The sequence below is a fragment of the Cupriavidus sp. 05T313 genome (genome assembly GCF_056396665.1).
The window spans coordinates 1-24947 of record NZ_JBFTLX010000084.1; the positions used below are offsets into that span (position 1 = coordinate 1).

A 24947-nucleotide genomic window follows, 5' to 3' on the forward strand; every position below is an offset into this window, starting at 1 on the left:
GAACCACCCCTTCCCATCCCGAACAGGACCGTGAAACGACTCCACGCCGATGATAGTGCGGATACCCGTGTGAAAGTAGGTAATCGCCAGGCTCTCCCTTGAAACCCCCCAGTACGAAAGTACTGGGGGGTTTTGCTTTTGCGGCGGCGTCAACGTTGTCGCAGAAGTCCCCCAATCAGGGTACTGGAGCCTTCCTTCCCCCATATCGTTCTGTTACCGTAGCCCCAAGCGAGGGCACAGTCCCCCGTGACGCAGTTCGATGCATCGACGCAGTTCGAAAGATTTCAAAGATCCGATGCCGGCGAGCGCGATAGCGCACCGCCGGCAGTGGCATCCAGGCGGGGGATCAATGGCGGCCAGATTTTGCCTGTCGGCACTGACCGGCGTGGTAGGTGCGCTTACTTTGGCGGGTTGCGGCACACTGGAAACGGCGTCCACCGAGCGTGCGCCGGTCGTGCAATCGGGCCCTGGGGCCATGGCTGCCGCCTCGGCGATCGATTGCGGCAGCTTTGCCACGCATATCGATCAACTCAGGCATGCCGTGCCGACGGACACGCTGGTTCCACCCGGGCCGCCGGCTCGGGACCTCGCTTCGTCGAGCGAGGAACACGCCGAAGTCGACCATGGCAGCGAGGTGGAAGAACACCCTACACTAAAGGGGCTGCCGTTGTTTTCGGCGGCTCCCTATGGGCTTAGCAAGCCAGCAGGCTGGCAGCCCTGGACCGTCAACCGAAACAAGCTTCCCACCCGTTATACCTTGACCGAAGTCGACCGACGCATGGTGTTACATGCAGAAGCCGACAGTTCGGCCTCGGGCCTGTATGTGCCGTTGGTGGGGCGCGAGCCGGGCATGCTGAACTGGACGTGGAAGACGCGCGACGTAATCCGCAGTGCCGACAATAGCCAGGCCCCGCGCGAGGACTCGCCGCTGCGCATCTTCGTCGCGTTCGATGGCGACAAGGGCAGTCTCTCGCTCAAGGATCAACTGATGTACGAGATGGCGCGGCTGACGACAGGGCGTGAGATGCCCTATGCCACGCTCATGTACATTTGGGGAGGGCGCAAGCCGGAAGGCTCCGTGCTGTCGAACCCGCACACCGAGCGCGTGCGCATGATCGTGGTGGATTCCGGTACCCGCCACACCAACGAATGGCGTTGCCATCGGCGCGACTTGCGCGCCGACTACCGCAAGGCCTTCGGGACCGATCCGGGGAAGGTAGTGGCGATCGGGCTCATGACCGATACCGACAATACCAAGAGCCGCGCTGAAAGCTGGTACGGCGACATCGCGCTGGACTGATACCCTTTCAACGTCATGACTCCGCGCCGGCGTTGCAGGCCGGCGCGGCGCTGATCTGCGTACTCAGGCAGGAGCCAGCCACTTTTCCACCAGCTTTACGAAGAAGGTCGAGCCAACAGGCAGGATCTCGTCGTTGAAGTCATAGCTCGGGTTGTGCAGCATGCACGGGCCAAGGCCATGGCCGGCTTCGCGGTGCACGCCTTCACCATTGCCGATGAACAGGTAGCACCCCGGTTTTTCAAGCAGCATGAAGGAGAAATCCTCGGCGCCCATGGTCGGCTCGATCTTGTCGTCGACGTTGTCCGCACCCACCAGTTCCCTTGCCACTTCCGCGGCAAACACCGTTTCCGCCTCGCTGTTGACGGTGGGTGGGTAGTTGCGATGAAACTCGAAATCCACGGTGCAATCGAACGCGCTTGCCACAGCCCGCGCGACTTCTTCCATGCGGCGCTCGATCAGATCAAGCACAGGCAGGGTGAAGGTGCGCACCGTGCCGCCGATCCAGGCCTCATCCGGCACGATATTGGTGGCGTCGCCGGCATGGAACTGCGTGACCGAAATCACCGCGGCATCGATCGGACGCTTGTTGCGCGTGATGATGCCTTGCAGCGCCGAGACAATTTGCGTTCCGGTGAAAACGGGATCGTTGCCATTGTGCGGCAGCGCAGCATGCGCGCCCTTGCCGTGCACGACGATGCGGAATTCGTTGCTCGACGCCATCAGTGGCCCGGCCGTGGTGCCGAAGCTGCCGGCAGGCATGCCGGGCCAGTTGTGCATGCCGAACACGGCATCGCAGGGAAAGCGCTCGAACAGGCCGTCCTTGATCATTTCGCGGGCGCCGCCGCCGCCTTCCTCGGCCGGCTGGAAAATCAGGTTGATGGTGCCGTCGAAGTTCCGGTGCTCGGCCAGATAGCGCGCTGCCCCCAGCAGCATCGCCGTATGGCCGTCGTGGCCGCAGGCGTGCATGCGTCCATCGTGCTGCGAGCGGTGGCCGAAGGTGTTGGCCTCCTGCAGCGGTAGCGCATCCATATCGGCGCGCAGGCCGATGCTGCGGCCGCTATTGCCATTGCGGATCACACCAACCAGGCCGGTGGTGCCAAGGCCGCGATGAACTTCGATGCCCCAGGCGGCGAGGTTCTGCGCCACCACGTCCGAAGTCCGTTCCTCCTTGAAGCAAAGCTCCGGGTGGGCGTGGATGTCGCGTCGGATGGTGCGGATCTCGGCTTGCGCCTGAAGAATTTCGGGGATGAGTGTCATGATGCCAGTTTGGGCGAGGGATATCCGGATCATACGACGCCTTGCGTGAAAGCGCCAAAACAGGCGCCCGGCAGGCCACAAGTGCGCGATTACGCGCGTGCGCGTGATGCACTGCGGGCAAGACAGCGCGGGGGTTTCCCCGCATTGCCCCGCAGGGTCCACTGCTGGAACAGTTCATGCTTGATGTGCCTGCCCGGCAACGTTGCCGCTGATCGCCCATCCAGCCGCACCAAAATGCGGCGCCCGGCGCGATGTGCCAACGCTGCCCTTAGTAGTTGTTTGCTACCATTTTTCCCCTGGGAGAGTTGCGCGATGTCCCTTCGCACATGCAAGAAGGCATTCGGTGCCATGGTGGTAACCGCGGCCATGAGCTTCGGTTTTGCCAGCCAGGCCCACGCGGTCGATTTCAAGCTGGCCATGAGTTCGCCCCCGACCTCGATGGATCCGCATTTCTATAACCTGTTCTCGAACATCAACGTCTCCGAGCACATGTTCGAGTGTCTCGTGAAGATGGACGCGGACAGCAAGATCATTCCCGGCCTGGCCGAGTCCTGGAAGCTGGTCAACAACCTGACCTGGGAATTCAAGATCCGCAAGGGCGTGAAGTTCCACGATGGCTCCGAGCTCACCACCGAGGACATCATCTGGTCGCTCGAGCGCCCGGCCACCATCCTGAACAGCCCCGGCAAGTTCGACGTCTACACCAAGGCGATCATCAACAAGAAGGTGATCGACAAGTACACCATCCAGCTCACCACCAACACACCGTACCCGCTGATGCTGAACGACCTGACGTCGATCTTCATCGTGCAGAAGAAGGCGACGCAGGGCCTGACCTCGGACGACTTCGCGCAGGGCAAGGGCATGATCGGCACCGGCCCCTTCAAGTTCGTCAACTATGCGCGCGACGACCGGGTGGACCTGGTGAAGAACCCTGACTACTGGGGCCCCAAGCCTGCGTGGGACAAGGTGACGCTGCGCTTCATCCCGAATCCGGCCACGCGCATGGCGGCGCTGCTGTCCGGCGACGTGCAGGCCATCGAGAACGTGCCGACGCCAGACCTGCCGCAGGTGCGCAAGGATCCCAAGCTGACGTTCTTCTCGAAGATCTCGCACCGCGTGATCTACCTGTACACCGATGACAAGAAAGACAAGTCGCCCTTTGTCACCACCAAGGAAGGTGCGCCGATGGACAAGAACCCGCTGAAGGATGCGCGCGTGCGCAATGCCATCAGCATGGCCATCAACCGGCAGGGCATCAAGGACCGCTTGATGGAAGGCCTGTCCGAACCGACCAACAACCTGGTGCCGCCCACGCTGTTCGGCTACAACCCCAACCTGAAGACGGTCAAGTACGACCCGGAAGGCGCCAAGAAGCTGCTGGCGGAGGCGGGCTATCCGAACGGCTTCGGTATTACCCTGCACACGCCTAACAATCGCTACGTCAACGACGAGAAGATTGCCCAGACCATTGCGCAGAACCTGACCCGCATCGGCATTACGACAAAGGTGGAGGGCATGCCGATGGCAACCTACTCGTCCAAGGGCATCAAGCACGAGTTCTCGTTCGGCTTGCTGGGCTGGGGCGCGCAAACCGGCGAAGTCAGCTCGCCGCTGCGCGCGCTGCTGGCTTGCGAGGATCCGAAGAAGGGCTTTGGCACGACCAACTGGGGTGAGTACTGCAATCCGAAGATGGACGTGGTACTGGAAAAGGCGCTGGCCACCGTGGATGACGGCGAGCGTTCCAAGCTGTTGCAGGAAGCTACCGCGATTGCCATCAACGATGGCGGTATCATCCCGATCCATCAGCAGGTGACGACCTGGGCTACCCAGAAGGGCATCACGTACGTGCCTCGTACCGACGAACGGACGTACGCGCACAATTTCAAGCCGCAGTGAAGTGACAAGTGAAACGCCGGGGGCGCGGCCATGACATCGTGCCCCCGGACAAGAATGCATCCGCAGGTATAAGCGGGAAGCATCCGCGGTCTGTGCGGCCGCTTCCCTACGATTCATCCCCGGACGGTAGCCGGGCCTAGCCACGAGCCGACTGCCGGTGCAGCCAGGCGGCGCCCACAGGCGCCGTGGCCTGTCATCGGCGAAGGAAAGCTTCCGAACATGCTGGTTTTTATCATTCGACGCTTGATGCAGAGCGTAGTTGTGCTCTTCGTCATGTCCTTGCTGGTCTTCCTGGGCGTCTTTGCCATCGGCAACCCGGTCGATATCCTGATCAATCCTCAGGCCGACCAGGAGGACATCAAGCGCACCATTGCCGCGCTTGGCCTGGACAAGCCACTCTGGGAACAGTACTGGATCTTCCTGCGCAATGCGTTGCACGGCGATCTGGGCACTTCTTTCGCGCACGGCACGCCGGCGCTCAAGCTGATCTTCGAGCGCATGCCGGCCACCATGGAGCTGGCCGTGTGCGCCATCCTGCTGGCCGTGCTGCTCGGCATTCCGCTCGGCTTGTGGGCGGGCCTGCGTCCCGGCGGCGTAGCCGGCAAGACCATCATGGGTGTCTCCATCCTCGGCTTTTCGCTGCCGACCTTCTGGGTCGGGCTGATGCTCATCATGGTGTTCGCGGTGCAACTGGGCTGGCTGCCGTCCAATGGGCGCGGCGAGACCGCATCGCTGCTTGGCATCCCCGTCAGCTTCCTCACGATGGACGGTTTGCGCCACCTGCTGCTGCCGGCGGTGACGCTGTCGCTGCTCAATATCGCCATGGTGATCCGGCTCACGCGCGCCGGCACGCAGGAGGCGATGATGCAGGACTACGTCAAGTTCGCGCGGGCCAAGGGCCTGTCCAACTCGCGCATCGTGGGCGTGCATGTGCTCAAGAACATCATGATCCCCATCGTCACGGTGATTGCCCTGCAGTTCGGCTCGATCATCGCCTTTGCCATCGTGACCGAATCGATCTTCGCGTGGCCCGGCATGGGCAAGCTGATCATCGATTCCATCCAGTTGCTCGACCGCCCGGTCATCGTGGCCTACCTGATGGTGATCGTGACGCTGTTCATCCTGATCAACCTGCTGGTGGACATCATCTACAGCGTGCTCGATCCGCGCGTGCGTATCGCCGACAACAAGGGCTGAGCTCATGACAACCGCAATCGAAACCGAATCCGCGGCGGCACCGCTGCCGCTAGCCGAACAGACCCCGCTGCGGCGCTTCGCCAGCCAGTTCTTCTCCAGCAAGATCGCGGTGACCGGCCTGGTCCTGCTGATCGCCATCGTGCTGATCGCGCTGCTCGCGCCATGGCTGTCGCCGCAGAACCCTTATGACCTCGCCACACTGAATGTGCTCGACTCGCGCATGGCCCCTGGCGAGAAGTCCGACGACGGCATGACCTTCCTGCTTGGCTCGGACGAGCAGGGCCGGGATATTCTCTCCGCCGTGATGTACGGCCTGCGCATCAGCATCGGCGTAGGCGTTGTCAGTACGGTGATCGCGCTGCTGCTGGGCGCCACGCTGGGCCTGATCGCCGGCTTCCTCGGCGGCCGGGTCGAGGCCATCATCATGCGCGTGGCCGACCTGCAGCTGTCGTTCCCGCCCATCCTGCTGGCGCTGATCCTGCTGGCTTTCCTGCGTCCGGGCATCGGCAATATCGTGATCGCGCTGGTGGCTGTGCAGTGGGCTTATTACGCGCGCACCACGCGCAGCGCGGCGCTGGTCGAGCGGCGCAAGGAATATATCGAAGCCGCCACCTGCCTCGGGCTGTCGCCAGCGCGGATCATGTTCCGCCACCTGCTGCCCAATTGCCTGCCGCCGCTGATCGTGATCGCTGCGCTGCAGGTGGCATCGGCGATCACGCTGGAAGCCACGTTGTCCTTCCTCGGCCTGGGCGTGCCCATTACCGAGCCGTCGCTGGGCTCGCTGATCGCCAACGGCCAGCAATACATGTTGTCCGGCAAGTACTGGATCAGCTTCTTCCCGGGTATTGCGCTGGTGGTCACCATCGTGGCCATGAACCTGGTCGCCGACCAGCTGCGTGACGTACTCAATCCGCGCCTGCAAACGCAGTAACGCAGCACGACAGGAGCGAACATGAGCAAACCGACCCTAGTGGTAGAAGGTCTCAAGACCCAGTTCTTTACGCGTGGCGGTGTCGCGCGCGCCGTCGACGACGTTTCGTTCTCGGTCGGCCGCGGCGAGATCATGGGCCTGGTGGGCGAGTCCGGCTCGGGCAAGTCGATGACCGGTTACTCGATCATGGGCCTGATCGATCCGCCCGGCAAAGTGGTGGACGGCCGTATCGAGCTGACCAGCCGGGATGGCGTCACGCGCGACCTGCGCAACCTCACGCCGGCGCAGATGCGCGACGTGCGCGGCAACCGCATCGCGATGATCTTCCAGGATCCGATGATGACGCTGAACCCGGTCCTGCGCATCGATACGCAGATGATCGAAGCGGTGCTGGCGCATGAGAAGGTCGACAAGGCGGTGGCGCGCGAGCGTGCCCGCAACGCGTTGGCCCGCGTCGGCATTCCCTCGCCGGACGAGCGCYTGMSCGCCTAYCCKCACCAGTTCTCSGGCGGCATGCGCCAGCGCGTGGCGATTGCCATCGCSCTGTTGAACAAGCCCGACCTGATCATYGCCGAYGAGCCSACCACSGCGCTGGACGTAACCATCCAGGGCCAGATTCTCTACGAGATGCAGAAGCTGTGCCGCGAATCCGGCACCGCGCTGATCTGGATCACCCACGACCTGTCCGTGGTGGCCGGCCTGGCCGACTCCGTTTGCGTAATGTATGCCGGCAAGATTGTCGAAGCCGGCGACGTGCGCCAGGTGCTCGAGCGGCCCCAGCATCCCTATACCCATGGCCTGATCAGCTCCGCGCCTTCGCGCAATCCGCGCGGCGCGCCGCTGCGCCAGATTCCTGGCATGACGCCGTCGCTGCTGAACCTGCCGGCTGGCTGTGCTTTTCGCGAACGTTGTGCCTATGCTACCGATGTGTGCAAGACGACACCACCGCTGGATACTGCTGCGGACGGACGTCGCCTGCGCTGCTTTCATCCGGTCCTTGCAGAGCAGGAGGCCGCATGAGCGCCACCGTTGTTGATCCCGCACTCGCTGCCATGACGTCCGAACCCGTTGCAGAACCCACGCCCAGCGCACCGATTCTCGAGCTGAAAGGCGTATCCAAGCGATTCGTCAAATCGCTCGACACCGCAGCCAAGATCGCCAATGTGTTCGGCGCCGGCGCGCAGGAAGAAGTGGTGCATGCCGTGGACCGCGTCGACCTGGCCATTCGCGCCGGCGAGGTGGTCGGCCTGGTCGGCGAGTCCGGTTGCGGCAAGTCCACGCTGGGCCGCATGGCCGTGGGCCTGCATTCGCTGACGGAAGGTTCGCGGTACTGGAAGGGGGTCGATCTGGACCGCCTGCCGCCCGAGAAGAAACGAGAGAAGCAACTGGCGATCCAGATGATCTTCCAGGATCCCTATGCCTCGCTGAATCCGCGCCTGCGCGTGATGGACATCGTCGGCGAGGCGCCGGTGGTGCACGGCATGGTGCCGCGCGGCGAGCAGAAACGTTATGTGGAGGACATGCTGGTGCGGGTGGGCATGGACCCCACCGTGCTGCGCCGCTTTCCTCACCAGTTCTCGGGCGGGCAGCGTGCGCGGATCGGCATCGCGCGGGCGCTGGCGGTCAAGCCGGAATTCCTGGTGTGCGATGAGTCGGTGGCTGCACTCGATGTGTCGATCCAGGCCCAGGTGCTGAATCTCTTCATGCGCTTGCGGCAGGAGCTGAACCTGACCTATCTCTTCATCAGCCACGATCTCGGCGTGGTGAAGCACATCRGCGATCGCGTGGTGATCATGTACCTGGGGCGGGTGGTGGAGTCGGCGCCGGCGGAGGATGTGTTTGCCAGTCCGAATCATCCTTATACGCAGGCGCTGCTGGCGGAGGCTCCCAAGCTGGAGGTTGGCAAGAAGACGTTTGTGGCGATCAAGGGGGAGATTCCGTCACCGTTGCATCCGCCGCCTGGGTGTCATTTCCATCCGCGTTGCCCGCATGCGATGCCGCGTTGCCGGGAGGAGCAGCCGTTGCTCAAGGAGATTGCGCCGATGCGCTTTTCGGCTTGCCATTTGAATGATATGGCGTAGGGAGGATCGGGCTTGACTGCCTGACGTCAACGTCAGTTTCACCTCCCCTCCGGGGAGGTGGTGGCCTGCTTTTCCGTCTTGGTTTCTGTCCTGGCAAAAAGGTGGGCAAAAGAGCGCCCACATTTGGCGTGGGACGCCTTTACGTCAGCGAATCACCTGCCCCCTTGAGTTGATGATGGTCATCTCGACAAATTTCGAGCCGATGTGGCTGTCGGGGCTGAAGTTGATGATGTAGCCGCCCAGGTCGAGGCTCTTCATGCCTTCCAGTGCTGTGATCAGCTTTTCGCGGGTCAGGTCTTTGCCGGCCCGGCGCAGGCCTTCGGCGAAGGCCTTGGCGGCAATAAAGCCTTCGATGCTGGCGTAGTCGAACTCGTTGGGCTTGCCGGCCGCCTGCAGCAGGCGCAGGTATTCGCGCACCACCGGCAGCGTGGCATTGCCGGGATGGGGCATGACCTGCGAAATGATCACGCCACTGCCCTTGGGGCCGACTTCCTTGGCCAGCGCCTGGGTGCCGACAAACGAGACGTTATAGAACTGGCCATTGAAGCCGCGGCGCAGGGCTTCCTTGACGAAGGCGCCCGTGGTCCGGTATGCGTTGATCATCACCACCGCGTCGGGCTTGGATTTCATCGAGCCTTGCATGGCGTCGCCGATTTCCACGGTATTGCGCACCACGCCCTCGCGCGCGACGATCTGCACGCCGCTGTCGGGCGCCGCCTTGAGCGCGCGTTCGAGTGCTCCCAGGCCTGCCTTGCCGTAGGCATCCTCGTTGTACACCACCGCCACCCGCTTGAGGCCGGTCACGCGGATCTGGCGCAGGATGGCCGCGGCCTCTTCGTTGAAGCCCGCACGCACGTGGAAGGCGTAGCGGTTGAATGGTTCGCGCAGCGACTGGGCGCCGCTGTAGGGGGCGAAGAACGGCACCCGGGCCTGGGTTGCCAGTGGCAGCGAGGCCTCGCCGGTCTCGGTGCCCACGTAGCCGAACAGCGCGAAGACATGGTCGTCGTCGATCAGCGCGCGCGTGTTCTTGGCGGCGGATTCCGGCTCGTTGAAGTCGTCGAGGACCTTGAGTTCGATCTTGCGGCCGTAGATCCCGCCCTGCTGGTTGACGTAGTCGAAGTAAAGCCGCGCGCCGGCATTCAGCTGCTTGCCGAGCATGGCGGTCGGCCCGGTGAGCGCGGCCGACTGGCCCAGCAGGACGGTGTCGGCGCTGACGCCGCTTTCGGCGTTGGCACTGGCAATGAATGACGAGCCGATGGCGCACGCCACCAGCAGGCCGGCAATGCGCCAGCCCCTGACCCCAGAATGCACTTGCATGGTTTCCCCGTGAAAGACGGTGTTTTCTTTACCCGTGAATGCCTTGCCGGTCTGTGCCGGCGCTGCCCTGTCGCCATCTGCTGGCGCAGCGTCGGGCTATCATAATCGAATACAATCGGAGCCTAACAATTTCCCCAGCGGCGCCCGTCGGGACGACGCCGGCGTACAACACGCGAGGCCGCCAGGATGCCCGGCATGCCCGCCTCGCGTGCCTGGCCGTCCAGCCGCCCCCCGATCCCGGCCATGCCGCCCGTCCCCAATCGTTTGCCAGGAGATTCCATGGCCTCCCGCATCGTCCGTGCCGCCTGTCCGCACGATTGTCCCGATACCTGTGCCTTGCTGGTCACCGTCGAGGACGGCCGCGCCACCAAGGTGGCGGGTGATCCGGACCACCCTGGCACCCAGGGCGTGCTTTGCACCAAGGTGTCGCGCTATACGGACCGCACCTACCATCCCGACCGCCTGCTGACACCGATGAAGCGGGTCGGCCCCAAGGGCGAAGGCAAGTTCGTGCCGATTTCCTGGGACGAGGCGCTGGACACCGTGGCTACCCGCCTGTCGGCCATCGCCGGGCGGGATCCGCAGGCGATCGTGCCGTATAGCTATGCCGGCACCATGGGCCTGGTGCAGGGCGAGAGCATGGCGGCGCGTTTCTTCCACAAGCTGGGCGCCTCGCTGCTCGACCGCACCATCTGTGCCAGTGCCGGTGCAACCGCGCTGCGCTATACCTACGGCGCGAGTATCGGCATGGACATCGAGCATGTTCCCGACGCCAGGCTCATCATCATCTGGGGCGGCAACCCGATTGCCTCCAACCTGCACTTCTGGACACGCGTGCAGGAAGCCAAGCGGCGCGGCGCCACGCTGGTGGCGATTGACCCGTACCGGTCGCTGACCGCCGAAAAATGCCATCGCCATATCGCCCTCATGCCCGGCACGGACGGCGCGCTGGCGCTGGCGATCATGCATGTGCTGATGCGCGACGATCTGCTCGATCACGAGTACATCGACAGCCACACGGTGGGGTTCGAGGCACTGCGCGAGCGTGTGCGGGCCTATACGCCGGCGCATGCGGCCAAGCTGTGCGGCATCGACCCCGAGGACATCGAGTGGCTGGCCGGCCTCTACGGGCAACTGGCGGTGCGCGAGCGCCAGCCGGTGGTGATCCGGCTGAACTATGGCATGCAGCGCTCCCACGGCGGCGGCCAGGCGGTGCGCGCTGTCGCCTGCCTGCCGTCGCTGGTGGGGGCGTGGCGCCATGCGGCCGGCGGCCTGCAACTGTCCACTTCGGGCTTCTTCCCGGTGGACAACGCGGCACTGCAACGGCCGGACCTGCTGCCGGACCTGCCGGCGTTGCYGCGCACGGTCAATATGAGCACCATCGGCGATGCGCTGCTGGACGCCGGCGGCGAGAGCGGACCCAGGATCGAGGCGCTGGTGGTCTACAACAGCAACCCGGTGGCGGTGGCGCCGCAGTCGACCAAAGTGGCGGAAGGCTTCGCGCGGGAAGACCTGTTCACCGTGGTGCTGGAGCAGTTCCGCACCGATACCGCGGACTATGCCGATATCCTGCTGCCGGCCACCACCCAGCTCGAGCATGTGGACGTGCACAAAGCCTACGGGCATACGTACTTCCTCGCCAACAACCAGGCCATCGCTCCGTTGGGCGAGGCGCTCCCCAATACCGAGATCTTCCGCCGGCTGGCGCAGCGCATGGGCTTTGACGAGCCGTGCTTTGCCGACAGCGACGAAGACATTGCCGCCCAGGCCATCGTGGCGACCGACCCGCGCGCCGCCGGCATCAGCTGGGAATCCCTCAAGGCGCAGGGCTGGCAGAAGCTCAACCTGCCGGCGGCGCCGCTGGCCGAAGGCGGCTTCTTCACGGCATCGGGCAAGTGCGAGTTTTACTCGGAGGCCATGCGCCGCGACGGCCTCGATCCCTTGCCCGGCTATGTGCCGCCCTACGAGACGCCCGCCTCCGCGCCGGAACTGGCGGCGCGCTATCCGCTGGCGATGATCTCGCCGCCCGCGCGTAACTTCCTCAACAGTACTTTCGTCAATGTCGACAGCCTGCGCGCAACCGAGGGCGAGCCGCACCTGGATATCCATCCCGAGGATGCAGCGCCCCGAGGCATCGTCAACGGCGGCATGGTGCGCGCCTTTAACGACCGGGGCAGCATGATGGCGCGGGCCCGCGTGACAGACCGCGCGCGGCGCGGGCTGGTGGTGGGGCTGTCGATCTGGTGGAAAAAGCTGGCGCCGGACGGCAAGAACGCCAACGAGCTGACCAGCCAGCGGCTGACCGACCTGGGCCGTGCTCCGGTGTTCTACGATTGCCTGGTGCAGGTAGAAGCAGCAGCGCCCGCCAGGATGGCGCAGGCGGAACCGGCGGCGTCCGCACTGGCATCATGATCCGGCGGCCGGCACGCGCGCTACAGGCCCTGGCTACGCTGGGGCTTGCCGCGTTGCTGGCCGGCTGCGACACGATTGGCTATTACGCGCAGTCCATCGGCGGCCACTTCGGCGTGATGGCGGAAGCCCGGCCATTGCCGGATGCCATCGCCGCGGCGCAGGAAGCCAAGGATACGCGGCTGGCACAGCGCTTGGCGCAGGCCGGCAGCATCCGCGATTTCGCCTCGCACGAGCTGAAGCTGCCCGATAACGGCAGCTACCGGCGCTACGCCAACCTGCATCGGCAGTATGCGGTGTGGAGCGTGTTCGCTACCCCCGAGCTGTCGATGGAACTGCACAAGTGGTGCTTCCTGGTGGTGGGCTGCATCAGCTATCGCGGCTACTACGCCCAGTCCGATGCGGACAGCTATGCGGAAGGGCTGCGCAAGCAGGGGCTCGAGCCCTACGTCGCCGGCATTCCGGCCTATTCGACGCTGGGTTACTTTGACGACCCGTTGCTCAACACCTTCGTCTACCAGCCGGAAGGCGAGCTGGCCAGGCTGATCTTCCACGAACTGGCGCACCAGGTGGTCTATGTGCGCAACGACACCACCTTCAACGAGTCCTTTGCCACCGCAGTGGAAACGGCCGGCGTGGAGCGCTGGTTGGCGTTGGCGGCATCTCCCGATGCCCGCGCCAGCTATCTCCAGTACGACATGCGCCGCCAGCAATTCCGCGCCATGCTGCTGGACACGCGGGACCGGCTGGACGCGCTCTATCGCTCGCCCGTGCCCGACGAGGTCAAGCGCGCCGGCAAGGCGGAAATCTTCGCCGGCCTGCGCGCGCGCTATGCGCAGCTCAAGGAGGAGTGGGGCGGCTACACCGGCTACGACCGCTGGTTCGAGCGCCCGCTGACCAATGCGCAACTGGCCGCCGTGGCGACCTACCAGCAATGGGTGCCGGCCTTCACGGCGCTGCTGGCGCAGAGCGGCGGCGACTGGACCGCTTTCTATGCCGCGGCGCGGCGCATTGGAGACCTGCCGCGCGACGAGCGTGACGCCGCCTTGCGCCAGTTGGCGCCGCYGGCCAGCGGTGGCGATGTGCAGACCGCCGGCGAGAGCGGTGCCACGGTTGGCGCTGCGATGGGGGCGGTACGTGCCGGGGGCGCACCTGATACGCCGTCCGCGCCCGCGGCGGCCGGTCCTGTGACCGGCGCCAAGCCCTGATGCCGTGACGTCGCCGATGTCACGAAGACCGGAATCGGCGCACTAGGCGCCCGCCGGGCGCTTCATCCGGCAGGCCGACGGCAGGTTCAGGTCCCGCCCCGCCGTCACGCCGTCGAGGCGGAAGCCGTATTGCGTGCCTTCCACGCCCACCTTGACAGACTTGCCGTCCACCGGTGCAATCGTCGACACAACCTGCGGCAACAGCAACTGGTGATCGCCCTTGCGCATCAGCACATCTCCCACGGGCGACTGGTATTGCATGCCTTCGAGCGCAAATGCAACACTGGTGGGATCGTCGGATTTCGCGCGGCGGATCGCCTCGCTCAGCATTTGCACGGAGATCAGTACGCGCGGGGCGAAGTATTCGCCGGCCGGCGTCTGCTTCACCCGGGCTGCCAGCGCCGCCAGCACCGGATCGTCGCTGTTGGGCAGGTATTCGGCCACCCACGTCAGGTGCGCGTTCTTCGCCTGCGACACGGCCAGCACCGTGCCGGGCGCGCCGCCCCCGCTGTGGTTCAGGTAGTTCAGCTCATAGCCGGCGTCGCCCGCGGCCTTGATCAGCAGGCTCAAGTCCTGGCCCCAGTTTCCCGTGACCACGGTATCGGCGCCGCTTTCCTTGATCCTGCTGACATACGGCGCGAAGTCCTTGACCCTGGCCAGCGGGTGCAGCGCCTCGCCGACGAACTGCACATCGGGCCGAGCGCCGGCGATCATCTGCCGGCCCAGCGCGGCCCAGATGCGGCCCTGGGTGTAATCCTGGTTGAGCAGGTACACCTTGTGCATGCTTTTTTGCTCGCGCGCGAAATTGGCCAGCGCGCGCATCTTCATCGCCGTGTTGGCCTCGGTGGCGAAATGCCAGAAGCTGCAGCGCGCGCCCGTCAGGTCGGGGTCGAGCGAGGCGTAGTTGATGATCAGGATGCGCTGCGCGGGGTTGCGCTCGTTGTTCCGGTTGGCGGCCTCCACCAGCGCGGTCACCACCGGCGAGCCGGAGGCGCCGGTGAATACCACGCGGACGCCGGCATCGATCGCGCTTTGCAGTGCCGTCAGGCTTTCCTGCGGAGAGAGCTTGTTGTCGTAGCTGAGCAACTCGTAGTTGCGCCCCAGCACGCCGCCCTGGGCATTGGCGTCGTCGAGCGCGAACTTCAGGTTGGCCTGGAAGATCTGCCCGACATTGGCCAGCGGCCCGGATAGCTGGTCGATGAAGGCGACCTTGATGGGCGGCGCGCTGGTGGCCTGGGCCTGGGCCGGGGCTTGCGCCTGTGCCTGCAGGGGCAGGCCCGCGGCGAGCGCGAACGCGGCGGCGGCCGCGCAGCGCATGAGCACACCTGCCGCGCGCGTAGCGATCCGGGCGGCGGCGCCCGCTGCGTGCTTCAAGTCGTGGGGCATGGCTTGTCTCTCTCCTGTGGGCATTACCACGTGTCGATGAAGCGGCGCGATTCGGCGCGGCGCGTTTCGTCCAGCGGCGGTACCGAGGCCAGCCCGCGCAGCAGCCAGTGCCGGGTGTCGGCGGGGTCGATGACCGCATCGATCTCCAGGTGACTCGCCATGTTAAGGGCGCGCCCGCGCTGGTAGGCCGCTTCCACCATACGCGCAAACAGCGCTTCGCGTTCGGCCGGGTCGGCCACGGCTTCCAGTTCCTTGCGAAAGCCCAGCCGGATCGATCCCTCGATGCCCATCGCGCCGAATTCGCCGCTGGGCCACGCCGCGGTGAAGAAGGGCGCGGAGAAACTGCCGCCGGCCATGGCCTGCGCCCCCAGGCCATAGCCCTTGCGCAGCACCACGGTAAAGAAGGGCACGCGCAGCGCACCGGCGGTGACGAAGAGCCGCGAGACGTGGCGCACCGTGGCGGTCTTCTCGGCCTCCGGGCCGACCATGAAGCCGGGCGTGTCGCACAGCGAGACGATGGGCAATCCATGCGCATCGCACAACTGCATGAAGCGCGCGGCCTTGTCGGCGGCCGCGGCATCGATGGYGCCGCCCAGGTGGCGGGGGTTGTTGGCGATGCAGCCGAAAGCGCGCCCCTCGATGCGGAGCAGCGCGGTGATGATGCCGTTGCCAAAGGCGGCGCGCAACTCCAGCACGGAATCGTGATCGGCGAGCGCGGCGAGCACGCTGCGCATATCGTAGCTGCGCAGCCGGTTCTCCGGGATCAGGTGGCGCAGCGCGCGGGCGTCGCCCGCCTGCCATTCGGGCAGGTCGCGCTGGAAGTAGGAGAGGTAGCGGCGTGCCGCGTCCACGGCGGCAGTTTCGTCGTCGACCAGGACGTCGATCACGCCGTTGGGCGCTTGCACGCTCACGGGGCCAACTTCCTCGGGCGCGAATACGCCCAGGCCGCCGCCTTCGATCATGGCCGGGCCGCCCATGCCGATGGTGGCGCTGCGGGTGGCGATGATGACGTCGGCGCAGCCCAGCAGCGCGGCATTCCCTGCAAAGCAGCGGCCGGAGACGATGCCCACCAGCGGTACCTGTCCGGATAGCCGCGCGAACTGGATGAAGGACGTGCAGTCCAGTCCGGCCACCAAGGGTATGTCGGTATCGCCGGGCCGGCCGCCGCCGCCCTCGGCGAACAGCACCACCGGCAGGCGCCACTGGCGCGCCAGCGCCAGCATGCGGTCCAGCTTCTTGTGGCCGTAGAAGCCCTGCGTGCCGGCCAGCACTGTGTAGTCGTAGGCCAGCACCATGCAGCGCGCGTCGGCTGTGGGGAAACTTCCGGCATTGACGGTGCCGATGCCGGTGACGATGCCGTCGGCCGGCGTTGCGCGTTCCAGGTCTTCGACGCTGCGGCGCTGGCGCTGGGCGGCAATGGCGAGCGCGCCGTATTCGATGAATGAGTTGGCATCGCACAGTTGCGCGATGTTTTCCCGCGCGGTGCGTCCGCCCTGGCGATGGCGCTTGTCCACCGCCTGCGCGCGCGCCGCGTCCTGCGTGAGTGCCTGGCGCGCCAGGGCGTCGCGCAGGTCGGCGCGGATATGGGCCGGATCCACGGTGGCGCCCGCATCCATYGCATGGTGGCTGCCGTCGTGCGCGGACAGCGCGATCACCGGCGCGCCGGTGCGCAGCACATCGCCGGCCGCGGCCAGCACGCGCAGGACTTCTCCCGCCACCGGCGCTTCCAGTGGATGTTCCATCTTCATGGCTTCGATGATGGCGAGCGATTGCCCGCGCCGCACGATGTCGCCGGGGCACACCTGCACCGCGGCCAGCGCGCCGTCCATGGGCGCGGTGACGAGTTCGGCATCGTCCGGCAGGTCGTCCAGTTGCGCGGAGCCCGACGCCTGGACGTTCGCGGTTGCGCCTGTCGCGTGCAGCGCCGGATGGGCCTGGTCGCCGTCCCGCAACTGTGCGGCCATCGCCGGTAGCGCGGCATCAAGGTATTGGGTGTGGACGTTATTGCGCCGCACATCCTCGCGCAGCAGCAGGTCCTGCAGCAGCCTGCGGTTGGTGTCGATGCCTTCGATACGGAATTCGCACAGGGCGCGATAGGCATGGGACAGCGCGCGCTGGTAGTCGCCGCCAGGTTCATGCACGATCAGCTTGGCCAGCAGCGAGTCGAAGCGCGGGTTGACCGTCATGCCCGCATGACCGGCGCCGTCCACGCGCACGCCGGGGCCGCTGGGCGGCTCGTAGGCGTCGATGCGGCCGCTGGCGGGGCGCAACTGGCCCTGTGCGTCGAGGTGCTCGGCGTTGATGCGCAACTGCACCGCGATGCCGCGCGGCGCGGGCGGCTGCGCCAGTCCAAGCTGGGCCAGCGTCTTCCCGGCGGCGATGGCCAGCTGCGCCTGGACCAGGTCCACGCCCGTCACCACCTCGGTGACGGTGTGCTCCACCTGGAGGCGCGGGTTGGCCTCCATGAACCAGAACCCGCCGTCCGCGCCCACCAGGAATTCAAACGTGCCGATGCCACGATAAGCGCTGGCGCGCGCCAGCGTCACCGCGGCCTGCGCCAGCCGCGCGCGCATGGCATCGTCCAGCGACGGGCTGGGCGCCATCTCCACCAGCTTCTGGTGGCGCCGCTGCAGGCTGCATTCGCGCTCGCCCAGTGCGATCACGCCGCCTGCGGCATCCGCCACCACCTGGATCTCGATATGGCGGGGCGCGTGCACGATGCGCTCGACATATACGGCGCCGTTGCCGAACGCGGCCGTGGCTTCGGACACGCAGCGGGCATAAGCCTCGTCGATGTCCGCCGCGGCGTGCACCGCGCGCATGCCGCGGCCACCGCCGCCGGCCAGCGCCTTGATCATCATGCCGACATCGGCGCCTGGCGCATGCAGCGACGCGAAGAACGCGTGCGCGGCTGCCAGCGTGGTTGGGCCGGTGGAGCCCGGCACCACGGGCACATTGCACTCGCGCGCCAACGCGCGCGCCCGTGCCTTGTCGCCGAACAGGCGCAGCACATCGGGGGCGGGGCCCACGAAGGTGAGGCCGGCATCCAGGCAGGCCTGGGCGAATTCCGCGTTCTCGGACAGCAAGCCGTAGCCGGGGTGGACCAGGTCGCAGCCGCTGCGGGTGGCCGCGGCCACCACTTGCGCGATATCGAGATAGGCGCGCGGACCGGTGCCGGGCAGCGCAACGGCGCCGTCGGCCTTGCGCACGTGGAGGGCGTCGCGGTCGTCTTCGCTGTACAGGGCGACGCTCTCCAGCCCCGCGCCCGCGGCGGCGCGTGCGATGCGGATGGCGATTTCACCGCGATTGGCGATCAGTAGCTTGCGGAACGTCATGATGCGAAGGAGTTGGACAGCGCTGAATAAGGAAAGACCATGGCGGCTCAGCCAAGCTGCCCGGCCAGCGGCGCCAGGTCCTGCTTGCGCACCTTGCCCGTCGCGGTGAGCGGCAGGGCGTCGACGATATGCACCAGCGGCACCTTGTACACCGCCATATTGGCGCGGCACCACTGCACCAGCGCTGTGTTGTCGACGGTGCCGACGGCTTCGGGCTTGAGCATGACAAAGGCCACGGGCAACTGGCCACGGTCTTCATCGGCGCGCCCCACCACCGCGGAGCCGAGAATGGCCGGATGCTGGCCCAGCAGCGCCTCGATCTCGGCAGGAAAGACGCTCATGCCATTGACCTTGAGCATCTCCTTGCGCCGGCCCAGGTAATGGAGATAACCCTGCTCGTCGATGGAGCCGATGTCGCCGGTGTGGAACCAGCCGTTGCGCAGCGATTCGCGCGTGGCGTCGGGTTTGTTCCAATAGCCCTTGAGCAGGGTCGGCGTGCGCACGCACAGTTCGCCTTCGGCGCCCGGCGGCAGCAGTTCGCCGCTGTCGAAATCGCAGATCTTGAACTCGGTGCCGGGGACGGGCAGCCCGACAAAGATGGGCTGGGCCCGCAGGTCCAGGTCGTCGTCCTGCATGCCGCAGGTAAAGGTATTGCAGGTCTGCGTCTCGGTCATGCCCCAGGCGGTCTCGGCGATGACCGAGCCGGTCAGCGCCTGCCAGGCGCGGCGGTAGGGCAGGTTGAGCTTCTTGACGAAGGACGATACGCCGACATGGCGCAGCGAGCGCAACTGGTATTGCGCCGCGCGCGGATGCTCCATCACCTCGACCGCGTTGTCCACCAGCATCGAGGCATTGGTGACGCGGTAGCGCTGGACTGCCGCCATGAAGGTCTCGGGATCCCAGCGCGCCAGCAGCACCAGCGGGATGCCGAAGAAGGCGGGGAAGATCAGGCAGAGGTTTTCGCCGGCGATCCAGAACTCGGGGAAAAAGCCCAGCATGACGCTGTCGTGGGTGATGTCCAGTGAAACGGCGCCGAACGCGGCTGCCATGTCGACCATGTCGCCTTGCGTGTGGATGCAGCCCTTGGGCAGCCCGGTGGTGCCGCCGGTGTAGTTGAGCGCGGCCACCGCGTCGAGCGATGGCGCCGCCGTGGGCGCCGCGTGCGTGCACGCGGCCATGGCCGGCAGCAGGTCGATGGCGCGGTCGTCCGCTTCGCATTGGTAGCGTGGCGCCTGCACCATGGGCGGCAGCGCCAGCGTGGGCTCGGCGGGGACCATGTCGGCGAAACTGGTCACGAACAGCAGCGAGAGCGGATCCTGTGCGCCGAGCGCGGCGCGCGTTTCGCGCACCAGCGGCACCAGCTGGTCGAGTGCGATCAGGGCGCAAGGCGTGCTGTCGCTCAATGCGTGCTGCAACTCGGCGCGCTGCGATAGCGGGCTGACCGGCACGTAGACCGCGCCCAGCTTGAGGATGCCGAAGAAGACGATGTGGAACTGCGGGCAATTGGGCATCAGCACCGCCACCCGGTCGCCGGCGCCGATGCCGTGCGCCGCCAGCAGCGCGGCACAGCGGTCGCTTTGCGCATCGAGCTGGGCGTAGCTGGTTTCGTGGCCGTAGAAGATCACCGCCGGGCAGTCGGGGCGGGCGCGGCCCCAGTGCCGCAGCATCTCCGTGAGCGGCTGGCGCCCCAGCGGATAGTGCGGCGAGCGCGGGGTGCGCTCGGGCCACGCGCGCTGCCAGCGTGCGTGCAGGTCTGCCAGGTAGGCGGTCTCGTCCATTGGCGGTGTCTCCTTGCTGGTGGGCCGCCAAGCCGGTAGGCTGGCGAAATTTACTCTTTGGTATATTTATGTACCCTTGGGTATGATCCTATTGGCATCGCCACCATGCGTCAAGTCGGGATCCCAGGCCGTGGCGAGGTGGCGAGCGGAACATGTCCACGAGGACCGCCAGGCCTTCCCGGGCCCGGCGCCATGCGAGAATCGCGTCATGCCGACTGCACAGAAAACCGCTCCCGCCATCAAGTCCAGCGAGACCGAGCCGGAAATGACACCGGAGATCGCGCTGGATACTGCTCCCGCCCGCTCGCATATCACCGAGCGGCAGGAAGCCCGCCGCCGCCAGATTCTCGATACCGCCGCACAGCTCTTCTATACCAAGGGCTATCCCGGCATGACGATGAACGACCTGTGCCGCGCACTGGGCGTGACCAAGCCCGCGGTCTATTACTACTTCACGGACAAATACGAGATCTTCGACATCCTGTGCCGGGAGTCGGCCCAGACCTGCCTGCCGGTCATCCGCGAGACCGCGGATCCCGCGCTGCCGGTGCGCGAGCGGCTGCAGGCCTGTCTGCTGGAAATGGCGCGCCGCTGCATCGCCTGCTATGTGCCGGCCACGTTGAGCTTTCGCGATAACCAGTACCTGCGGCCGGAAACGGTGGCCTGGCTGGGCAATATGGCGCGCGCCTTTTACCGCGACCTCTATGCCCTGCTGGAGGAAGGCAAGCGTATCGGCGTATTCAGCTATGGCGACGCGCGCGTCGCCGCGCATGCAATCGGCAGCGTCGTTGGCTTCATGTACACCTGGCACGAGCCCGGACGCATGGAAGCGGAAGCGCTGGCGCGGGAACTGGCTACCAATATGATGAAGATGGTGCTGCCGGCGCACGCCTGACGGTTGCCGCGACGGAGCTAGGGGAATTCCCGAGTCCTCATTGAACTGTGCGCTAAACTTCACGTCAGAAGGTGTGCGGCATCCAGAGGACTTCATCTAACGTGTTGTCTTAAGCGGGACGCACGTTTAGCATCTGTCGAAAATCGAACGATCATTCAGAAATCAGGAGACGGCGCATGGAAAGACTGTGGCTGAAGCATTACCCGGCCGGCGTACCCGCCGAGATCGATAGCAGCCAGTTTCGCTCGCTGGCCGAGTTGCTTGAGGCATCCTTTCGCACCTACGCCGATCGCCGCGCCTTTGTCTGTATGGACAAGTCGATCACCTACGGCGAGCTCGACCGCCTCTCCCGGCAATTCGCCGCATGGCTGCAGTCGCGCGGGCTCAAGCCCGGCGCGCGCGTGGCCATCATGATGCCCAATGTGCTGCAGTATCCGGTGGTGCTGGCCGCCGTGCTGCGCGCCGGCTTCGTCGTGGTCAACGTCAATCCGCTCTACACCCCGCGCGAACTGGAGCACCAGCTCAAGGACAGCGGCGCCGAGGCCATCGTCATCCTGGAGAACTTCGCCACCACGCTGCAGCAAGTGCTGTCCGCCACGCCGGTCAAGCACGTGGTGGTGGCCAGCATGGGCGACCTGCTGGGCGGCCTCAAGGGGGCGATCGTCAATTTCGTGGTGCGCAACGTCAAGAAGATGGTGCCGGAGTGGGAGCTGCCGAACTGCGTGCGCTTCAATACCGTGCTGGAGGAGGGCCGCGGCATGCAGCTGCAGCCTGCCAATACAGGGCCAGATGACATCGCCTTCCTGCAGTACACGGGCGGCACTACCGGCGTGTCGAAGGGCGCGGTACTGCTGCACCGGAATATCGTCTCCAACGTGCTGCAGTCCGAAGCCTGGATGCAGCCCGCGCTGGCCAAGGGCGCGCCGATCGACCAGGTGATCACCATCACCGCGCTGCCGCTGTATCACATCTTCGCGCTGACGGTCTGCTGCCTGCTGGGCATGCGCAGCGGCGGCCTGAGCGTGCTGATCCCCAATCCGCGCGACATCCCSGGCTTYATCAAGGAACTGCAGAAGTACAAGTTCAAYATGTTCCCGGCSGTSAACACSCTGTACAACGCGCTSMTSAACMAYCCGGAKWTCRRCAAGRTCGACTTCTCCGGCCTGCGCGTGGCCAACGGCGGKGGCATGGCSGTGCAGGARGCGGTGGCGAAGAAATGGCTGGCCAGGACCGGCTGTCCGATCATCGAGGGCTATGGCCTGTCGGAAACCTCGCCGTCGGCCACCTGCAACCCCACGGATACCGACGCGTTTTCCGGCACCATCGGCCTGCCGATTCCCTCGACCGACATCGCCATCCGCGACGACGATGGCCGCGACGTGCCGCTTGGCCAGCCCGGCGAGATCTGCATTCGCGGCCCGCAGGTGATGGCCGGCTACTGGAACCGCCCGGACGAGACCGCCAAGGTCATGACGCCCGACGGCTTCTTCAAGACCGGCGATATCGGGGTGATGGACGAGCGCGGCTATACCAAGATCGTCGATCGCAAGAAAGACATGATCCTGGTGTCCGGGTTCAACGTGTATCCGAACGAAATCGAAGGCGTGGTTGCGGAATGCCCCGGCGTGCTCGAGGTGGCGGCAGTGGGGGTACCCGACGAGCATTCGGGCGAGGTGGTCAAGCTGTTCGTGGTCAAGAAGGACCCCGGGCTGACCGAGGCCGAGCTGATTGCCTTCTGCAAGGAACGCCTGACCGGTTACAAGCGGCCCAAGTACGTGGAGTTCCGCGGCGAGTTGCCCAAGACCAACGTCGGCAAGATCCTGCGCCGCGAATTGCGCGATACCCGCAAGGCTGCCTGAGCGAGGCCGCCAGCGACGGAAAAACGGCCTCCCGCGCGGAGGCCGTTTTTCATTTGGCGCGGGGATTCGTCAGCATTCGCGCGAAGGCGCAAGCCGCGGCTCGAGAGCGCCATCGGGATAGACCATCCGTACGCAGGCACCCGGCTCCAGGCCAGGCGCCGCCGGACCATTGACGGTGGTGCGGCTGCCATCGAGGGCCACCACCGTGTATTGGTACAGGTCCATCTGCGGCTGCGGCGGCGGGTTGAGCAACCGGTTCAGGTCGATGGAAAAACCAACGCTGCCGCCGCTCCAGCCGCCGCCGCCCCAGGCCGCGCCACCAACGCCTACCGCGGAATTCACCGCGCCGGCATCCGGTATATCGATCCGGCCCGCCAGCGTCTTCGCGCTGATGCGCCCAAGCTTGATGGTGGCATTGAGTGGCGTGATCTGCGGCCCCGGCGGCGCGCTCTGGCAAGCGGCTGCCAACAGCAGTGGCAGCAGCAAGGCGGCAAGCGCGGGCAGTCCCGGCCGGCGAGTGTTCATGCGCTCACCAGGCCAGCCTTGAGCTTGCCCAGCAGGCGGAACAGCGCGCGCCGGTCGGCTTGCGGCAGGCCGCTGAACAACTGCTCGATCCATGCCTCGTGCGCGCGCGMCATTCCGGAGAACGCCGTGCGCCCGGCAGGGGTGAGCCGGATCAGGTAGGCGCGGCGATCGCTTGGCAGCGCCTCGCGCGAAACCAGGCCTTCCTGCTGGAGCTGGTCGGTGATGCCGGTGACGTTGCCGCCGGTGACCATCATGCGGCGCGACAGCTCGCCCATCTTCAGGCCTTCGGGATGGCGGTCGAGCTGGGACATCAGATCGAAGCGCGGCAAGGTACAGGCGAAATCCTGGCGCAGGCGCGATCGGATGTCGGACTCGACCAGGTTGGTGCAGGTCAGCAGCCGCAGCCACAGGCGCAGGGCATCATGGGTGGTGTCTTCGGCGCGGGTTTCGAGATCGACCGGCGCCTCTTCGGCGCCGGCCTTCTCAGGGATTCCGGAGGTCCCGGAGTTCCCGGCAGCTTCGGCGGCAGGTGTGATGGGCATCGCGGCACGCAGGTTGTTTGATGCCTCAAGTATATGCGCTCGCGTGCGGCCACGGGCCGCAAGGGGCCTCAATCCACCTTGGCGCCCGAATCCTTGACGACCTTGGCCCACTTGGCGTGTTCGGCGCGAATAAAGGCCGCGAACTGCTCCGGCGTATTGCCGACCGGCTCCGCGCCCTGGGCCTGCATCTTCTCCCGCACCGCTGGCGTGGCTAGCGAGCGGGCGACTTCCTGCTGGATGCGCGCGACGATGTCGTGCGGTGTACCTGCGGGTGCCAGCAGGCCGAACCAGGAACTGGCCTCGAAGCCGGGCAGGTGACCGGCTTCGGCCACCGTCGGCACGCCGGGCAGCGCCGGAGAGGGTTTGGCGCTGGTGACCGCCAGCGCCTTGAGCTTGCCGGACTTGATCAGCGCCATCGACGAAGGCAGGTTGTCGAACATCAGCTGCATGGTGCCCCCGGCCAGGTCGGTCAGTGCCGGGCCGCTGCCTTTGTAGGGGAAGTGCACCATGAAGGTACGGGTCTGGGTCTTGAACAACTCGCCGGCGAGATGGATCGAGGTGCCGTTGCCGCTCGATGCCATATTGAGCTTGCCGGGATTGGCGCGCGCGTAGGTAATCAGGTCGTTGACGCTGTTGATGCGGTTCTGCTGGGCGAAGGCCGGATTGACCACCAGCACATTCGGCACCGAAGCCACCTCGGTGATGGGTGCGAAGTCCTTGATCGGGTCGAATGGCAGCTTGCCATAGAGCGACTGGTTGATGCCATGCGTGCCGACCGTGCCCATCAGCAGCGTGTAGCCATCCGGCGCTGCCTTGGCCACCATGTCGGCGCCGATGTTGCCCCCCGCGCCCGGCCGGTTGTCGACCACCACATTCCATCCCTGCAGCTTCGACAGTTCGGCGGCCACCGCGCGGGCGAGGATGTCGGTGGTGCCGCCGGCGGGGAACGGAACCACCAGTCGGATCGGCTTGTTGGGGTAAGGGTCGGCGGCCAGCGCGGGGGCTTGCCAGGCTAAGGCGCCAAGGCA

Annotated in this window: 18 protein-coding genes and 1 rRNA gene; 11 read left to right on the forward strand and 8 right to left on the reverse strand. The window is 65.8% G+C overall.

Annotated features, from left to right (window positions below):
- Together rrf and AC1DKD_RS19165 are read left to right on the forward strand one after the other, a co-directional pair.
- Window positions 1–92 (forward strand): 5S ribosomal RNA (rrf, locus tag AC1DKD_RS19160); the annotation flags it as partial.
- 257 nt (window positions 93–349) lie between these two features.
- The gene (locus tag AC1DKD_RS19165; protein ID WP_441625685.1) at window positions 350–1300 is read left to right on the forward strand and encodes a DUF3047 domain-containing protein; all 951 of its coding nucleotides are present in this window, start codon (window positions 350–352) and stop codon (window positions 1298–1300) included.
- 63 nt (window positions 1301–1363) lie between these two features.
- Here AC1DKD_RS19165 and AC1DKD_RS19170 read toward each other — a convergent pair whose 3' ends face one another.
- Complete coding sequence (locus tag AC1DKD_RS19170) at window positions 1364–2557, reverse strand: M20 aminoacylase family protein (RefSeq protein ID WP_441625683.1); 1194 nt, start codon at window positions 2555–2557, stop codon at window positions 1364–1366.
- A gap of 312 nt (window positions 2558–2869) precedes the next feature.
- Between AC1DKD_RS19170 and AC1DKD_RS19175 the strand changes: the two genes are divergently transcribed.
- From AC1DKD_RS19175 to AC1DKD_RS19195, 5 genes are all read left to right on the forward strand, one after another.
- Entirely contained in the window at window positions 2870–4456 is a 1587-nt protein-coding gene (locus AC1DKD_RS19175) for an ABC transporter substrate-binding protein (RefSeq protein WP_441625681.1), read from the forward strand.
- A 219-nt stretch (window positions 4457–4675) separates the two neighbouring features.
- Window positions 4676–5653, forward strand: a complete 978-nt coding sequence (locus AC1DKD_RS19180; RefSeq protein WP_045237205.1) for an ABC transporter permease — start codon at window positions 4676–4678, stop codon at window positions 5651–5653.
- 4 nt (window positions 5654–5657) lie between these two features.
- The gene (locus tag AC1DKD_RS19185; protein ID WP_441625679.1) at window positions 5658–6584 is read left to right on the forward strand and encodes an ABC transporter permease; all 927 of its coding nucleotides are present in this window, start codon (window positions 5658–5660) and stop codon (window positions 6582–6584) included.
- A gap of 21 nt (window positions 6585–6605) precedes the next feature.
- Window positions 6606–7604, forward strand: a complete 999-nt coding sequence (locus AC1DKD_RS19190; protein ID WP_477143573.1) for an ABC transporter ATP-binding protein — start codon at window positions 6606–6608, stop codon at window positions 7602–7604.
- Window positions 7601–8665 carry an ABC transporter ATP-binding protein gene (locus AC1DKD_RS19195; RefSeq protein WP_477143574.1) on the forward strand — a complete coding sequence of 355 codons (1065 nt, stop codon included), beginning with the start codon at window positions 7601–7603 and terminating at the stop codon, window positions 8663–8665. Before AC1DKD_RS19190 ends, AC1DKD_RS19195 begins: the two co-directional genes overlap by 4 nt.
- Before the next feature lie 144 nt (window positions 8666–8809).
- On the opposite strand, the gene AC1DKD_RS19200 is transcribed toward AC1DKD_RS19195, so the two are convergent.
- Window positions 8810–9982 carry an ABC transporter substrate-binding protein gene (locus AC1DKD_RS19200; RefSeq protein WP_441625675.1) on the reverse strand — a complete coding sequence of 391 codons (1173 nt, stop codon included), beginning with the start codon at window positions 9980–9982 and terminating at the stop codon, window positions 8810–8812.
- A gap of 279 nt (window positions 9983–10261) precedes the next feature.
- Between AC1DKD_RS19200 and AC1DKD_RS19205 the strand changes: the two genes are divergently transcribed.
- Together AC1DKD_RS19205 and AC1DKD_RS19210 are read left to right on the forward strand one after the other, a co-directional pair.
- Window positions 10262–12394 (forward strand): molybdopterin-containing oxidoreductase family protein, encoded by a 2133-nt coding sequence (locus tag AC1DKD_RS19205; protein ID WP_477143575.1) that lies wholly within the window; start codon window positions 10262–10264, stop codon window positions 12392–12394.
- The gene (locus tag AC1DKD_RS19210; RefSeq protein ID WP_477143576.1) at window positions 12391–13599 is read left to right on the forward strand and encodes an aminopeptidase; all 1209 of its coding nucleotides are present in this window, start codon (window positions 12391–12393) and stop codon (window positions 13597–13599) included. Before AC1DKD_RS19205 ends, AC1DKD_RS19210 begins: the two co-directional genes overlap by 4 nt.
- A gap of 42 nt (window positions 13600–13641) precedes the next feature.
- Here AC1DKD_RS19210 and AC1DKD_RS19215 read toward each other — a convergent pair whose 3' ends face one another.
- The 3 genes from AC1DKD_RS19215 to AC1DKD_RS19225 form a co-directional block, all read right to left on the reverse strand.
- The gene (locus AC1DKD_RS19215) at window positions 13642–14916 is read right to left on the reverse strand and encodes a branched-chain amino acid ABC transporter substrate-binding protein (protein WP_441625690.1); all 1275 of its coding nucleotides are present in this window, start codon (window positions 14914–14916) and stop codon (window positions 13642–13644) included.
- 92 nt (window positions 14917–15008) lie between these two features.
- Window positions 15009–18320, reverse strand: a complete 3312-nt coding sequence (locus AC1DKD_RS19220) for a carboxyl transferase domain-containing protein (protein ID WP_477143577.1) — start codon at window positions 18318–18320, stop codon at window positions 15009–15011.
- 47 nt (window positions 18321–18367) lie between these two features.
- Window positions 18368–20098, reverse strand: coding sequence for an AMP-binding protein (locus AC1DKD_RS19225; protein ID WP_441625667.1), 1731 nt, complete (start codon window positions 20096–20098; stop codon window positions 18368–18370).
- 208 nt (window positions 20099–20306) lie between these two features.
- Here AC1DKD_RS19225 and AC1DKD_RS19230 point away from each other — a divergent pair, with 208 nt between their 5' ends.
- Together AC1DKD_RS19230 and AC1DKD_RS19235 are read left to right on the forward strand one after the other, a co-directional pair.
- The gene (locus AC1DKD_RS19230) at window positions 20307–20993 is read left to right on the forward strand and encodes a TetR/AcrR family transcriptional regulator (protein WP_441625665.1); all 687 of its coding nucleotides are present in this window, start codon (window positions 20307–20309) and stop codon (window positions 20991–20993) included.
- Between the two features lie 176 nt (window positions 20994–21169).
- Entirely contained in the window at window positions 21170–22852 is a 1683-nt protein-coding gene (locus AC1DKD_RS19235; protein ID WP_477143578.1) for a long-chain-fatty-acid--CoA ligase, read from the forward strand.
- Between the two features lie 69 nt (window positions 22853–22921).
- Here AC1DKD_RS19235 and AC1DKD_RS19240 read toward each other — a convergent pair whose 3' ends face one another.
- From AC1DKD_RS19240 to AC1DKD_RS19250, 3 genes are all read right to left on the reverse strand, one after another.
- Entirely contained in the window at window positions 22922–23377 is a 456-nt protein-coding gene (locus AC1DKD_RS19240; protein ID WP_477102587.1) for a hypothetical protein, read from the reverse strand.
- Entirely contained in the window at window positions 23374–23919 is a 546-nt protein-coding gene (locus AC1DKD_RS19245; RefSeq protein ID WP_477143579.1) for a MarR family winged helix-turn-helix transcriptional regulator, read from the reverse strand. Before AC1DKD_RS19245 ends, AC1DKD_RS19240 begins: the two co-directional genes overlap by 4 nt.
- Window positions 23920–23987: 68 nt before the next feature.
- Window positions 23988–24947: Bug family tripartite tricarboxylate transporter substrate binding protein (locus tag AC1DKD_RS19250; RefSeq protein ID WP_477143580.1), on the reverse strand; the 960-nt coding region annotated here is incomplete at its 5' end.